At 42.5% G+C, this 12,577-nt stretch carries 17 protein-coding genes; 14 read left to right on the forward strand and 3 right to left on the reverse strand.

The window, feature by feature from the left end:
• Positions 1-240, reverse strand: a 240-nt coding sequence (locus ACYQ5K_RS15915; protein WP_459777955.1) for a hypothetical protein, incomplete at its 3' end; no start/stop codon positions are given.
• A gap of 167 nt (positions 241-407) precedes the next feature.
• Here ACYQ5K_RS15915 and ACYQ5K_RS15920 point away from each other — a divergent pair.
• The 10 genes from ACYQ5K_RS15920 to ACYQ5K_RS15965 all read left to right on the forward strand — a co-directional run bounded on the left by ACYQ5K_RS15920 (position 408) and on the right by ACYQ5K_RS15965 (position 6,850).
• Complete coding sequence (locus tag ACYQ5K_RS15920) at positions 408-821, forward strand: hypothetical protein (RefSeq protein ID WP_459777956.1); 414 nt, start codon at positions 408-410, stop codon at positions 819-821.
• A gap of 58 nt (positions 822-879) precedes the next feature.
• Positions 880-1,017 carry a CD1375 family protein gene (locus ACYQ5K_RS15925; protein WP_459777958.1) on the forward strand — a complete coding sequence of 46 codons (138 nt, stop codon included), beginning with the start codon at positions 880-882 and terminating at the stop codon, positions 1,015-1,017.
• A 61-nt stretch (positions 1,018-1,078) separates the two neighbouring features.
• Entirely contained in the window at positions 1,079-1,915 is an 837-nt protein-coding gene (locus ACYQ5K_RS15930) for an Ig-like domain-containing protein (protein WP_459777968.1), read from the forward strand.
• An 11-nt stretch (positions 1,916-1,926) separates the two neighbouring features.
• Complete coding sequence (locus tag ACYQ5K_RS15935) at positions 1,927-2,304, forward strand: PF13754 domain-containing protein (protein ID WP_459777959.1); 378 nt, start codon at positions 1,927-1,929, stop codon at positions 2,302-2,304.
• Positions 2,297-2,566: a hypothetical protein gene (locus ACYQ5K_RS15940; protein ID WP_459777961.1), complete on the forward strand. Its 270-nt coding sequence runs from the start codon at positions 2,297-2,299 to the stop codon at positions 2,564-2,566. The genes ACYQ5K_RS15935 and ACYQ5K_RS15940 overlap by 8 nt, the downstream gene beginning before the upstream one ends.
• Positions 2,566-2,727, forward strand: coding sequence for a hypothetical protein (locus ACYQ5K_RS15945; RefSeq protein WP_182451032.1), 162 nt, complete (start codon positions 2,566-2,568; stop codon positions 2,725-2,727). The genes ACYQ5K_RS15940 and ACYQ5K_RS15945 overlap by 1 nt, the downstream gene beginning before the upstream one ends.
• A 28-nt stretch (positions 2,728-2,755) precedes the next feature.
• The gene (locus tag ACYQ5K_RS15950) at positions 2,756-3,112 is read left to right on the forward strand and encodes a hypothetical protein (RefSeq protein ID WP_242856300.1); all 357 of its coding nucleotides are present in this window, start codon (positions 2,756-2,758) and stop codon (positions 3,110-3,112) included.
• A gap of 5 nt (positions 3,113-3,117) precedes the next feature.
• Positions 3,118-3,438 (forward strand): ribonuclease, encoded by a 321-nt coding sequence (locus tag ACYQ5K_RS15955; protein ID WP_459777962.1) that lies wholly within the window; start codon positions 3,118-3,120, stop codon positions 3,436-3,438.
• A 48-nt stretch (positions 3,439-3,486) separates the two neighbouring features.
• Positions 3,487-4,830, forward strand: a complete 1,344-nt coding sequence (locus tag ACYQ5K_RS15960; RefSeq protein ID WP_459777964.1) for an N-acetylmuramoyl-L-alanine amidase — start codon at positions 3,487-3,489, stop codon at positions 4,828-4,830.
• A 331-nt stretch (positions 4,831-5,161) separates the two neighbouring features.
• Positions 5,162-6,850 carry a Na/Pi cotransporter family protein gene (locus ACYQ5K_RS15965; RefSeq protein WP_459777966.1) on the forward strand — a complete coding sequence of 563 codons (1,689 nt, stop codon included), beginning with the start codon at positions 5,162-5,164 and terminating at the stop codon, positions 6,848-6,850.
• A gap of 51 nt (positions 6,851-6,901) precedes the next feature.
• On the opposite strand, the gene ACYQ5K_RS15970 is transcribed toward ACYQ5K_RS15965, so the two are convergent.
• Positions 6,902-8,161, reverse strand: a complete 1,260-nt coding sequence (locus ACYQ5K_RS15970) for a dihydroorotase (protein WP_178025221.1) — start codon at positions 8,159-8,161, stop codon at positions 6,902-6,904.
• Positions 8,162-8,365: 204 nt separating this feature from the next.
• Between ACYQ5K_RS15970 and ACYQ5K_RS15975 the strand changes: the two genes are divergently transcribed.
• On the forward strand, positions 8,366-9,187 hold the full coding sequence (locus tag ACYQ5K_RS15975) for a glutaminase (protein WP_173689118.1): 822 nt from the start codon (positions 8,366-8,368) through the stop codon (positions 9,185-9,187).
• 62 nt (positions 9,188-9,249) lie between these two features.
• Here ACYQ5K_RS15975 and ACYQ5K_RS15980 read toward each other — a convergent pair whose 3' ends face one another.
• Entirely contained in the window at positions 9,250-9,939 is a 690-nt protein-coding gene (locus ACYQ5K_RS15980; RefSeq protein ID WP_173689119.1) for a DUF6198 family protein, read from the reverse strand.
• A 282-nt stretch (positions 9,940-10,221) separates the two neighbouring features.
• Here ACYQ5K_RS15980 and ACYQ5K_RS15985 point away from each other — a divergent pair, with 282 nt between their 5' ends.
• From ACYQ5K_RS15985 to ACYQ5K_RS15995, 3 genes are all read left to right on the forward strand, one after another.
• The gene (locus ACYQ5K_RS15985) at positions 10,222-11,085 is read left to right on the forward strand and encodes a LysR family transcriptional regulator (protein WP_173689120.1); all 864 of its coding nucleotides are present in this window, start codon (positions 10,222-10,224) and stop codon (positions 11,083-11,085) included.
• Between the two features lie 94 nt (positions 11,086-11,179).
• Positions 11,180-11,719 carry a beta-class carbonic anhydrase gene (locus ACYQ5K_RS15990; protein WP_173689121.1) on the forward strand — a complete coding sequence of 180 codons (540 nt, stop codon included), beginning with the start codon at positions 11,180-11,182 and terminating at the stop codon, positions 11,717-11,719.
• A gap of 524 nt (positions 11,720-12,243) precedes the next feature.
• Positions 12,244-12,577 (forward strand): helix-turn-helix domain-containing protein (locus ACYQ5K_RS15995; RefSeq protein WP_459777328.1); only part of this gene is annotated, 334 nt, incomplete at its 3' end.

The following is a 12,577-nucleotide window of genomic DNA, read 5'->3' on the forward strand; positions in this document are numbered from 1 at the left end:
AAGCATATCAGCTTGTACATAACACATTCCTTGCTTTGGACTGTATGCTGTAAGCTTGTACCCGGTTGTAGTCACTTCGGTAACTCCAAGACCATACAGTTCGTTAGTCTTTGCCGGAGATACTATAATTAAAGGCGCTTCCTTGAATGCTACTGGAAAACCAACCGCAGCACTAGAAGCAAAATACCAGTTATACCAACTGGTTGCAAGATTGGTATTCCAAGTATATTTACTCCACATAACCATGTCGCCGTTGGAATATTTTGTGTAATTGTAGTTATTTTTGGTTCCTCGTTCTACGATAGAAATCAGTTTATTGTTTATGGTTGCAATATTATTATTTGCATTTACCAAATTGCTATTTAGTTCAGAATCCCTCTAAAAAGAAGAAAGGGGCAAACAGAAAAATGAAAATCACATTCAATGATGGCCAGGAACTGCAGATCCAGCAGGTCACTGAACAGACGGATGGCGCACTTCTGATCAAGACGATTTCGGCGGAAGAAGAACAGCTGAAAACATTGTTCTCTGATGCAGTGGCAACCAAGAGAATGTCCGTAAGTGAACGGGATGCAGATACCGTTGTGTATGAAAATTACACGAAGCTTGATGCAATCGTGAAGTACACAGCCGGTATTCTTGGTGTAATGATGTACCAGGAAGGAGAAGATCCGGACAGCCGAATAGCAACACTGGAGGCAAGACTTAAAGAGGCGGAAGAAAAAAATGCGGACTTGCAGACAAGAGTTGAAAAAGCAGAAGAGAAAAATGAAATGCTCGAAGGATGCATTTTGGAAATGTCTGAGACAGTATATCAGTAAAACGATAATCTTATTAACTATTTTATTCATATTATTACAAATTTCAGGAGGAAAAGAAATGATGGCAATGTTATGGGCACAGCAGATTATGTTAGGAAAGAAAACTTATTCACAGGTACCGAGACTTTTAAAGGACAAGGTAAAAGAGCTCCTGATTGATTCAGGGGCGGAAGATTTAGTAACAGAACAGCAGTAGAGGTGAAGCGTAGATGGCAGTAAAAACAGCTCAATATATATTCGAAGGTTAGACTTACAATCTGACCTATAATTCGACCTCCGGGAAATGGGAAGCTACGGTTACAGCTCCAAGTAAGTCGAGCTACAATCAGCCGAATCATGTTCTTGGCGGAACGGTAAAGGCTACAGATGAGGCCGGCAATACTACCACGGTAGATCAGAGTCATGCTACTCTCGGCGAATCACTTAAACTCCGTGTAAAAGAAAAGACAGCACCGACTATCACGATCACGTCTCCATCTGCAGGAGCTTATATCACAAATACAACTCCGACTATCGAATTCCAGGTAAAAGATACAGACTCCGGAGTAAATGCGGGAACAATCGTAGTCACAGTTGATGGTACAGCTGTATCGACTGTAACAAAGACTGCTATTGACGGTGGATATAAGTGCACATGCACATCACCGACGTTAAAAGATGGATCGCATACGATTTCGGTCAAGGCATCTGACAACGATGGTAATGCAGCTGCAGCTAAGACAGCAACATTTACAGTTGATACAGTGCCTCCGACACTGCAGATCACAGCTCCATCAAATGACCTTATAACCAACAAGAAGACGGTAACGGTAAGTGGTAAAACAGATGACGTATCATCTAAGCCAGTTACAGTAACGGTAAGTGGAGTAACTGTAACGGTCGGAACAGACGGAACATTTACTAAGGATGTGACTCTTGTTGAGGGTGCAAACACCATCACAATCGTAGCTAAAGACAAAGCTGGAAAGACGACTACAGTCACGCGTAAGGTTACTGTCGATACGTCAGCTCCGGTGATTAAGTCAGCGACTCTTACTCCGAATCCAGTAGACTGCGGAAAGACATTCATTATTGCAGTCGAGATTACTGACTAGGCGGTGCGCCTATGGTAGTAAAGGTAAGCGGTAAGATAGATGGAAAAGAAGTAATATTCGAAAGAGCTGAAGGGGACTGGTGGAATGTCACGGTCCCTTATGATTTAGATGGAATGTATGTGGTGGAGCTGACGGCAGAAAATGATGCAGGCAATATTGCATACTGCACGAAGATGCTTCTGATCGTGGATCCGGCAACCTTATGTGTAAAATTAGTTCCATTGGATTACATGGTAGAAGTAGTTCCGGAAGAGTATGAGACACATATAATTCCGGAAGATTATCTGGTGGAAGTAATGGAAGAGCAGTACCAAGTTGCAACTCTTCCTGATTTATTTTACGTAGAAGTAGTTTATCCGATACATGAGAGGGGGTGTTGCTGTGAATAAAATAAGATTTATCCTGGGAGAGGACAAGCATGTAAAGCTACTGGTAAGAAGTCCAAATGATGAACCGTTTACAATCTTATCAGCATCTTATTCGCTGGCGCGCTATACGACAGATGTTGTAGCGCAAGGTGAATGCGACATCAACGATCATTATTTGGATTGCAAGATTGCTCCAAAGGAAAAGGGAACACACACACTGGAAGTGACGTATGCGGTTGCGGATTCAACCAGGAAGGCAAGGATAGAAGTAGAGGTGGTTTAATGCTTAAAATTACAGATGTGAAATTAAGTAAAAATACGGTTGCGACCGGGGAAAAATTTACGATTTCTGTACAGATCCAGGAAACGGTTGATTATCCGTATGATTACCCTTACGATTATCCGATATCTTATACCGGAACAGCAAAGCCGGTAAAATCATAAGAAATTAAATTGAAAGAGAGAAAAAGCGGTGAAAGACGTATTGATGCAGACATATATCATTGCGCTTCCAATCTTATTGGGATATATTGTCTGGCTCTTGCAGGAGCAAAAAAAGAAACAGGTGCAGGACGCAAAAGAGCGTGATGAACGGATTGCGGAAGAACGTAAAAAAAGGGATGCAAACAGCGCCGGTACAATGTTACTTCTTAGGGTACAGTTAATTGAATATCACGGGAAATATATGAAGCTTGGTAAGATACCGAGCTATGCTTATGAAAATTTCTGTGAGATGTATGAAGCATATCATCGGCTTGGCGGGAATGGCATGATCACAAAAATGAAACAGGAAATAGAAGAATTACATCTAAAACAAAAAGGAGAGTAACGATTATGAATACGGAAATGTTGATGCAGTATATTACCTATGCACTTGGTGGAATCGGAATTTTAGCATTCCTTGTGAGCGTAGTTGTACAGGTGATAAAGGAAATGCCGATACTGAAAAAGATCCAGACCAATGTGGTGGCGCTTGGGGTAGCGCTAATCCTGACACCGACGGCAGTGGTAGTTCTATGTGTCTGCTACAAGATTGTAATTGAATGGTATTATGTATTTGCTTCGTTTCTGGCAGCATTTATTGTGTATTTGGTAAGCACCGGAGGCTGGGAACGGATCACGGAAATCTGGAACAGAAGCAAATACAAAGAATAATCATGGAGGGCGAGTAATTGTCCTCTTTTTTGAAAGGAGTAGAATATTATGGCACATTTATTTGTTATAGCTGGTCACGGTGCAGGTGATTGTGGAGCCGTAGGTTATGGATATACGGAGGCAGAGAGAGTAAGATACCTCGCGGCAAGACTGGCCGCACTCGGTGGAAGTAATGTAACTGTAGCAGATACAAACCGGAACTGGTATGCAGACAATGGAATCATGAGTTTAAATATTCCGAAGGATTATCAGATTTTGGAACTGCACATGGACAGTGCATCAGCATCTGCAAATGGTGGTCATGTAATCATTAAAGAGGGATATAATCCAGACCAGTATGACACAGCTCTTTCGAATTTTATTGGTAATTTCTTTCCGGGACGTGCAAATAAAATCGTAGGAAGAAACGATCTTGCCAATGTAAATCGTTCGGCTTACAGAGGATATAACTATCGTTTGCTGGAAAACGGTTTTATTACAAACTTCGGCGATTTGAGCAAATTTAACAATCGGACAGATGAGTTGGCAAGAGGAATCCTTAGTGCATTTGGTATCTCTGCTATTGCTCCAGTAGCGTCAACTGATCAGATCGATGGAGCTATTAAGTCCGGTGGTACGTTCCAGGATAAGGAAGATGCATTCGGATCCGTATCATATCAGGTTCATGCAAGAGATATTGGTTGGTGCAACTGGCAGTCTGACGGTAAGATGGCTGGATCTACTGGTCAGAATCGTCGAATTGAAGCATTCAGAATGATTCCGGTTGGAGAAACAGATGTAACAGTCCATATCAAAGATATTGGTAATAGAGAGTACAAGAATATCACAAAAGATACAATCCTTGGAACAACAGGTCAGAACAAGCGTATTGAATCCATCAAGATTACCGGCAAGGACGCCTGCTATCTGTACAGAGTTCAGCAGAAGAATATCGGCTGGTCAGACTGGATGAGCAATGGTGAATGGGCTGGCACGCAAGGAAAAGGTCTTCAGATCGAGGCGATTGAAATCAAGAAAGCTATGTTCGCGGTTGATCCGCATGTCCAGAATAGAGGATGGCTTGGAGATCGCGCGGCAGAAACTGTAATTGGTATTACCGGTCACAATCTCCGTCTGGAAGCATTAAAAATCAATCCGGGTGATAAACGGATTGGTGTGAAAGCTCATATCGAGGGAATCGGTTGGAAAGACTACGGCGTAGTTGCAAAAGATACCGTAATCGGAACTGTAGGACAGAACAAGCGAATTGAATGTCTGTGCTTTAATGGCGATTTCCAATATCGTGTCCATGTTCAGAATTCAGGCTGGACGGATTGGACAAAAGCTGATGGTGTCTCTACACTTGGTACAGTTGGTCAGGCATTAAGAATTGAAGCTATTCAGTTTAGATAAACGGATAGTTGAGAAGCTATTCAACCCGAATTTAATTTACGTGGGACAGAAACTTCGTGTGAAATAGATACAACGAATTGTGGCAGATTTGGTTTTTTAAAGTTGAATTAAAACTAACCGTTAGTGACACGTTAGCGACACGAAATGCTGAAAATCCTTGAAAATACGTTGTTTAAAAAAAATAAGATTTAACCTAAACTTAACATAGATTTGATTGGGATTGCATAGACCACAGATAAAATAGAAAATGAGCTGAAAGGGAAGACATCATTGTAAGAAGTAAGTTTAAAAGATGTTAACAAACACAGGGTAAATTGAGAGAGGAATTAACATGAACGAGAAAATTCAGATCATTTTCGGACTGCTTGGCGGTCTGGCAGTTTTTATCTATGGAATGAACATGATGAGTGAATGTCTGCAAAAGGCGGCGGGCGATAAGATGAAAAGCATTCTTGCACTTCTGACGAAGAATCCGCTTCTGGGAGTGCTTGCCGGTGCGCTCACAACTGCGGTACTCCAGAGCAGCAGTGCGACGACAGTTATGGCGATCGGTTTTGTAAGTGCGGGACTGATGAACCTGCCACAGGCGATTTCCATCATTTTTGGTGCAAATATTGGTACCACCATGACAGCACAGATTATTGCGTTTAAGATCAGTGACTATATTTATGTGATTATTTTTATAGGATTCCTGATTTCATTTGTAACAAAATCAGAGAAAGTAAAAAGTATCGGTCAGACGATTTTTGCCTTTGGTCTTTTGTTCCTTGGAATTGAAACAATGGGAGATGTCATGAAACCATTGGCATCCAGTCCGGTATTCACAGACCTGATCGGACGGGTTGCACATATTCCGGTACTTGGTGTGGCAGTTGGTACACTTATGACGCTGGTCGTACAGAGCAGTAGTGCGACCATTGCGGTACTGCAGAACTTCGCTTCCCAGCCGGGAGCGGACGGGGTTACGAGTATACTTGGGCTTGCAGGAGCAATCCCGATTCTTTTAGGTGATAATATCGGGACAACGATCACAGCACTCCTTGCCAGTATCGGACAGTCAAAAGATGCGAAGAGAACCGCTGTGGCGCATTGTATTTTTAATATTTCCGGCTGCTTTTTGTTTATCTGGTTCGTAAAACCATTTGCGGCACTGATCCAGAGCATTTCGCCGAAAGGACCGGAGATTGAAGTGATTTCCAGACAGATTGCAAATGCACATACTGTATTTAACATCACAATGACACTGATCTGGGTATGCCTGATTAAACTGATGGTGAGGATTGTCATGACACTGATCCCGGATGGCAAAAAAGGTGTTGAAGATCCAGGCAGCCCGATTTATCTGGATGAAAATATCATCAGTCAGCCGGCAGCAGCGCTGCAGCTTGTGGCAAAAGAGATTTTCCGTATGAGTGACCAAGTAAGAGATATTTTGAAGAAAACGATTGAGCTTGTGAAAAATGAAGAAGTGAAATCCATTGACGGTCTGAAAGAAAATGGAGAACAGGTTGAACGCCTTGGAAAATGTATTACCGAATATCTTGCAGCTTTGTTTTCTTCCGGTTCATTGACTGAGCAGCAGGCAGCGCAGACGGCGAGCCTCATGTGTGTGCTCAGCGATGTGGAACGTATGGGAACCTTAAGTGTGGAAATGGCAGAATGTATGCTGGAAAGATCAGACCGAAAGTATAAATATACACCGGAAGCGATGGATGAGCTGCAGAAGAGTCTGAAGGTTCTGAATAAGATGTTCTGTGATTCTCTGAAGGCACTGCAGGGAGATGATGGTATCGAACCAGGCAAGATGATGAAGCGAAAGGATAAGCTTCTGGATCTGGATATCAAGATGCGGAAAGCGCATATTGAGCGTGTCAATAAAAGAAAATGTAAGGCGAGCCTTACCGCACCGTTTACCAATATCCTGCATCTGATCGACCGTATGGGAAACAGCTGTATCAACCTTGCGGATGTCGCGGAAAGCGGAACCAGTATGAAATACTTTATGTTGGAAGAAAAATAAGAAGATGGAAAAATCCACGGACTTTAGAAGATTCAAAGTCCGTGGATTTTTTTAATCATGATAAACGATTTTTCCATTACAGATTGTATATTTCACTTTGCCATACAAAGGAGTTCCGGTAAATGGTGAGTTGGATGAAAGGGATGCATATTCAGTCGGAGTCCAGTATTCATTTTCATCGAAGATCACAAGGTCGGCTGCCTTTCCTGCAGCAATCTGTCCGTAAGGAAGATGATAAAGTTTTGCCGGATTGATGGTCATCTTTTCCAAAAGCTGGAGGAGGGATAAATGTCCGGGTCTTACAAGGCTGGTGATACCGAGCGCAAGAGAGGTTTCCAGACCAATGATTCCACTTGGTGCTTCGGTGATCGGCTTTTCTTTTTCTTCTTTACTGTGTGGTGCATGGTCGGTAGCAATGAGATCGATGGTTCCGTCTGCAAGTCCCCGGATGATCGCCTGGCGATCCTGTTCGGTACGAAGCGGCGGGTTCATTTTGGCAAGGGTGCCGTGCTTAAGAACGGCATCTTCCGTCAGTGTAAAATGATGCGGTGTGGCTTCAGCGTGAAGCTTTGCGCCCATTTTTTTATAAGTACGGACCAGATCAACGGAGATGCCGGAGCTGATATGCTGGATCACAACATCGGCACCGGATTTGAGTGCCAGCAGGCAGTCTCTTGCAACCAGAGATTCTTCAGCAATCGAAGGAGAACCGTAGATGCCGAGGGCATCTGATACTTTTCCATGACTGATTCCGTTGTTGCGGATGAAGGAAGGATCTTCTTCGTGAAGGCTGACCGGTACGTTAAGCTTTGCCGCTTTTTCCATTGCGTGATAGCAAAATTCGGCGTTCATAAGCGGGATTCCGTCATCGGTAAATCCGCATGCACCGGCTTCTTTTAATGCATCCATATCGGTTTCTTCCTGGCCTTTCAGATTGCAGGAAATGGATGCAGCCTGAAAGATACGGATCTTTTCTTTGGAAGCACGCTCCAGGTTGTCTCTGAGAACCGGAACAGAATCTACCGTCGGGGAAGTATTTGCCATGCAGATGACAGAAGTAAAACCGCCTTTTGCAGAGGCAAGCGCGCCGGTGTGGATCGTTTCTTTATAAGTGAATCCGGGATCACGGAAATGGACATGCGTGTCGATAAGTCCCGGTGCAACGACAAATCCGGTGGCGTCAAGAACATCCTCTCCTTCTTTTGTAATCTGAGTTGCCATTTCTTTGATGATGCCATCTTCGATCAAAAGATCCATTTTTTCGGAAAAACCGGAAGCAGGATCGATAACAAGTCCGTTTTTAATAATCATAATAGTTAAGCCTCCTTGCAGGATATAATCTGTTTCTAGTATACGGGATAGGAAAAAGGTTTGTCAATGTAACAGGAGAAGTTGGGAAAAGAAGACTGGTTACAGAATCAAAAAAGAGTAGTTGTCGAAATGATGAAAATAAGGTATGGTAATGATAGGTCATGGTACTTAAATCGGGGAAAATAAAAGAAGAAGGAGAAGAAAATGAAAGCAGGAGAGGTTATGACAATACTGGATAATGCCCTTCGTATAGGTAAAGGTGTAACCCGGTATGGGAAAGTAGCAGCGTATATTCCGGAACTGGCTAAGAAAGATAAAAATAAGCTTGGGATCTGTCTTTATACCATTGATGGTGACCGGTTTGAAGTTGGAAATACAGAAGACAGATTTACGATTCAGTCGATTGCCAAGGTTATGGCATTATGTCTGGCGCTGGAAACGTTTGGAGCAGGATTCGTGTTTGATCATGTAGGAGTGGAACCATCGGGAGAAGCATTTAATTCACTGGTGGAGCTGGATAACAGGAGTAACCGGCCGTTTAATCCGATGATAAATTCGGGGGCGATCACGGTTGCAAGTAAAGCAATTGCATACCTTTTGAAAAGCAAGCAGATTATTGACAATGATGTGGAAGAGAGTGTCACATTTTATACACAGATGTGTGCAATGTCTGTTACGGCAAGAAATCTTGCGACATTTGGGCTGCTTCTTGCAAATGATGGAATACAGTTGTCTACCGGAAAACGTCTGATCTCATCACAGACCGTCAGGATGGTACAGACGATCATGCTTACTTGCGGGATGTATGACGGATCCGGCGAATTTGCGTTAAAGACAGGGATTCCTACAAAGAGTGGAGTTGGTGGAGGTCTGCTTAGTGTAGCGCAAAAGAAAATGGGCATTGGAATTTATGGACCGTCATTAGATGAAAAAGGGAACTGTATTGCAGGCTGTGAATTATTAGGCTATATTTCAGAAGCATTTCATCTTCACATATTTGATCAGACAGAATGGAAAGTAGAATAAAAAAGTAGAGTTCAGTTTTGATACGCCCTGTCTGACAGGAATGGATCAAAACTGAACTCTTTTTATGCATGTCTCATATTCTTTTCAAGAGTAATTTTCTTTTTCCCGGTTGCACGGTAAAATTCCACATGGCTTCCGATGAACTTCTGGATGACAGATACTGTTTTCCCGGTCAGAAATGCACAGAAGACAGTGCCGATTCCGATTCCATAGAATCCATGGAGGATTGCAAGGGAGAGGATCACGGTGGTTGTCAGACAGCTGAGATCAAAGGTTGTCTTGATGACTTTGTAATTTTTCTTTACAATCCCTGATAAGTCACGCGGAAAGATATCCGTTGGAATGATCGGCAGCATACAGTTGTTGGCAAGGCAGATGCCGAAGCACATCAGTAAGAATCCTGCCAGAAAATAAATCGTGTGAAGAGGCAGGGAGTTCGGCAGAGCCTGGATCCATGCGTTGTGTACGTCGATCATTTTTCCGAATCCGATCCCGACTACGAAAGAGAAAAGGTAGCCGGGGCAGAATGAACGCTTGAGGATCATCAGTGTAATGACAAGCAGTGTCTGGAAAATATAATTCCATGTTCCGAAACTGAATACCGGGAAGGCGATGTTAAATACAAGCGGTACAGAGGAGATTGTTGAGATCCCGAATCCGCTTTTTGACATCAGATCCACGCCGAGTGAATTGATCAGCAGGACAATGAGTAGAGCGACTTCTCCGGCAAGATGAAATTTTTTCTTATTCATAGGTTAAAAATCCTTCTTTCCTGATAGATAATAATTTACAAAAATTTTATATTTAAGCTGTCTCTCATTATAATGAATAAAACTGATAAAAACAAATGATTATTTCGAATGAAATGATTCTAAAACTGAATGGAATGTGGTAAGATGATAAAAAGTAAAGAATTGCTTTTGAAAAATAAGGTGTTTGTGGATTGGATTGTAGAAATTGTATAGATACAGAGTAATCCAGTGAAAAAAACATTTCTGGCATTATGTTTTGAAGTAGAAAATTAGAGGATAAAAATGAATATTGAATATTTAAAATATTTTTCAGAGCTGGCAAAAATCCAGCATTACGGAAAGGCGGCAAAGGCGCTGAATATTTCACAGCCGGGGCTCAGCCATGCAATCAAATCGTTAGAAGAAGAGTATGGGGTTCCGCTTTTTCAGAAGGAAGGGCGGAATGTGAGCCTCAGCCGCTACGGCAAAGAACTGATGAAGGATGTGGATGAAATTCTGGGAGCGTATCTTCGTCTGGAAGAGCGGGCGGCAGGACTTCGGACGGAGGAGAAAACGGTGCGGATCGGCAGTGTGTATCCTCTGGCACCGGGGACGATTCCACATATGCTGAAAGAGTTTGGGGCAACATTTCCGTTTATCATTTACAACCGGATGACACCGGAGATCGCAGAAGGACTTTTGGATGGAAAATATGATATCGGCTTCTGTTCGGATCTTCTGAAATCGGATGAAATCGAATATTATCCGATTCGGGATTCGTATATCGCGGTAGTGGTTCCGAAGGGGCATCCGCTTGAAAATAGAGAACGGATCAGTCTGAAAGAGACAGCCGGATACCCACAGATCATGTTTTCCAAGACCAGCGGTTTCCGTACTCTGCAGGAGCAGATTTTTGCAGAAGAAGGAATTAAGGTAAAACCGGTGTGTGCTGCGGAAGAGATTGAAGTTATCACAGGACTTGTGGAGAATGGATTCGGGATTTCCGTATTGCCGTATATGGATATCGTGCGGCTGCACAATGTGGTGACGATTCCGGTGAAGTCTTCAGGGTGGAATTCCAAATTCTACATTGCGAGAAGAAAGTATGGAATCCGTTCGGAGCAGGAGGATGCATTTTTCCGGTACTGGAAAAAAGAACATCATTAAAATTCATTAAGAATCCTTGCTCTTTCTGAGAAAAAAAGTCTATAATCTGTTTTATGAAATATCGTTGTGAAAATCAAATGGGAGGTTACACAGGATGATAGAACAGATTGTAGAGTATAATAAGAAATTCGTGGAAAATAAAGGTTATGAGCCATACCTGACCAGCAAGTACCCGAACAAGAAACTTGCCGTGCTGACCTGTATGGATACCCGTCTGACAGAGCTTCTTCCGGCAGCGCTGGGACTGAAAAACGGAGATGCGAAGATCATCAAGAATGCAGGCGGAGTCATTACTCATCCATACGGAAGTGTGGTCAGAAGCCTTCTGGTTGCTATCCTGGAGCTTGGCGTGGAGCAGGTTATGGTCATCGGACATACTGACTGCGGTGTACAGGGAATGGATGGAAGTGAGCTGTTAGAAGAACTGGTAGAGCGCGGAATCGACAAAGAACATATCGATATCGTGAGACACAGTGGAATTGATCTGGAAAAATGGCTGGGTGGATTTGAATCTGTGGAGAAGTCGGTAGAAGAGACTGTGCATACACTGAAGACCCATCCGCTGATGCCGAAGGATATTGAGATCAAGGGATTCATTATGGATTCGGAAACCGGGGAGCTTACGGAAGTGTAAGGAAAAGTATGTAATAATATACAAAAAGAATTTATACAAGCTTGCATTACTGACATTCGTTTTGACGTTTATCAGATAATGTTTTAAAGCATAGAAAAACCGCCCCGGAACTTTGGCGAGTTAGGGTGGTAATTCTATAACCATTTTAACGAGGTCAACCCCTTGTGGGCGGTTGTTCCTTTTGTAGTTTTAGGACAATAAGCGGGAATCCTCGGCAATTCAATTACCGAGATGAAAGCGCAAGATTGTGCATGTTTGCACCTTAAAAATCATATAATAATCTTCCTGCCTTTGATATTAATGCCGTAATCGGCATATAAGAAATCGAAAATATGTTCGATTTTCCGTTGCGCGTTTTTACTCCTCATGTTATACTACTTAAATGTATTTTTAACTTCCAGTTGGCAAGAGTAAATTCTAGTCTTATAGAAATTACTTCTGCACATATATATTGTCGTTGATAACCATTGCTATGTATACTGTACTTGCAACTGATTGCCTGCCTGTGCAGATTGGAGATAAATATGAATAATAAAGGCAATCGGAAACATTTAACATTTGAGCAGCGTGTTGAGATCGAAAAAGCTCTTACTGAGAATAAAAGCTTTGCTGAAATTGGAAGAATCATAGGCAAAGATTCCTCAACAATATCTAAGGAAGTACGTCTTCATGCACGTGTCAAAGAGCGTCCGGATCCGGGTTATACCAATCCTCCCTGCATTCATCGAAAAAAATGTAAAATGACCTGTCTCTGTGATGAGCAATGCGGAACTATGTGTAAAATCTGTAAAAAGCAAAATATGCGTTGTATAGATGTATGTCCTGCATATGAAACGGCAGAATGTGAAAAGCTTAAAA

Source organism: Allocoprococcus similis (genome assembly GCF_054660775.1).

What these genes read in the sequence shown, in the direction of transcription:
- ACYQ5K_RS15920 (WP_459777956.1), top strand. Translation starts at nt 408, where the DNA reads ATGAAAATCACATTCAATGATGGCCAGGAACTGCAGATCCAGCAGGTC.
- ACYQ5K_RS15925 (WP_459777958.1), top strand. Translation starts at nt 880, where the DNA reads ATGATGGCAATGTTATGGGCACAGCAGATTATGTTAGGAAAGAAAACT.
- ACYQ5K_RS15935 (WP_459777959.1), top strand. Translation starts at nt 1,927, where the DNA reads ATGGTAGTAAAGGTAAGCGGTAAGATAGATGGAAAAGAAGTAATATTC.
- ACYQ5K_RS15945 (WP_182451032.1), top strand. Translation starts at nt 2,566, where the DNA reads ATGCTTAAAATTACAGATGTGAAATTAAGTAAAAATACGGTTGCGACC.
- ACYQ5K_RS15955 (WP_459777962.1), top strand. Translation starts at nt 3,118, where the DNA reads ATGAATACGGAAATGTTGATGCAGTATATTACCTATGCACTTGGTGGA.
- ACYQ5K_RS15960 (WP_459777964.1), top strand. Translation starts at nt 3,487, where the DNA reads ATGGCACATTTATTTGTTATAGCTGGTCACGGTGCAGGTGATTGTGGA.
- ACYQ5K_RS15965 (WP_459777966.1), top strand. Translation starts at nt 5,162, where the DNA reads ATGAACGAGAAAATTCAGATCATTTTCGGACTGCTTGGCGGTCTGGCA.
- ACYQ5K_RS15970 (WP_178025221.1), bottom strand. Translation starts at nt 8,161, where the DNA reads ATGATTATTAAAAACGGACTTGTTATCGATCCTGCTTCCGGTTTTTCC.
- ACYQ5K_RS15975 (WP_173689118.1), top strand. Translation starts at nt 8,366, where the DNA reads ATGAAAGCAGGAGAGGTTATGACAATACTGGATAATGCCCTTCGTATA.
- ACYQ5K_RS15980 (WP_173689119.1), bottom strand. Translation starts at nt 9,939, where the DNA reads ATGAATAAGAAAAAATTTCATCTTGCCGGAGAAGTCGCTCTACTCATT.
- ACYQ5K_RS15985 (WP_173689120.1), top strand. Translation starts at nt 10,222, where the DNA reads ATGAATATTGAATATTTAAAATATTTTTCAGAGCTGGCAAAAATCCAG.
- ACYQ5K_RS15990 (WP_173689121.1), top strand. Translation starts at nt 11,180, where the DNA reads ATGATAGAACAGATTGTAGAGTATAATAAGAAATTCGTGGAAAATAAA.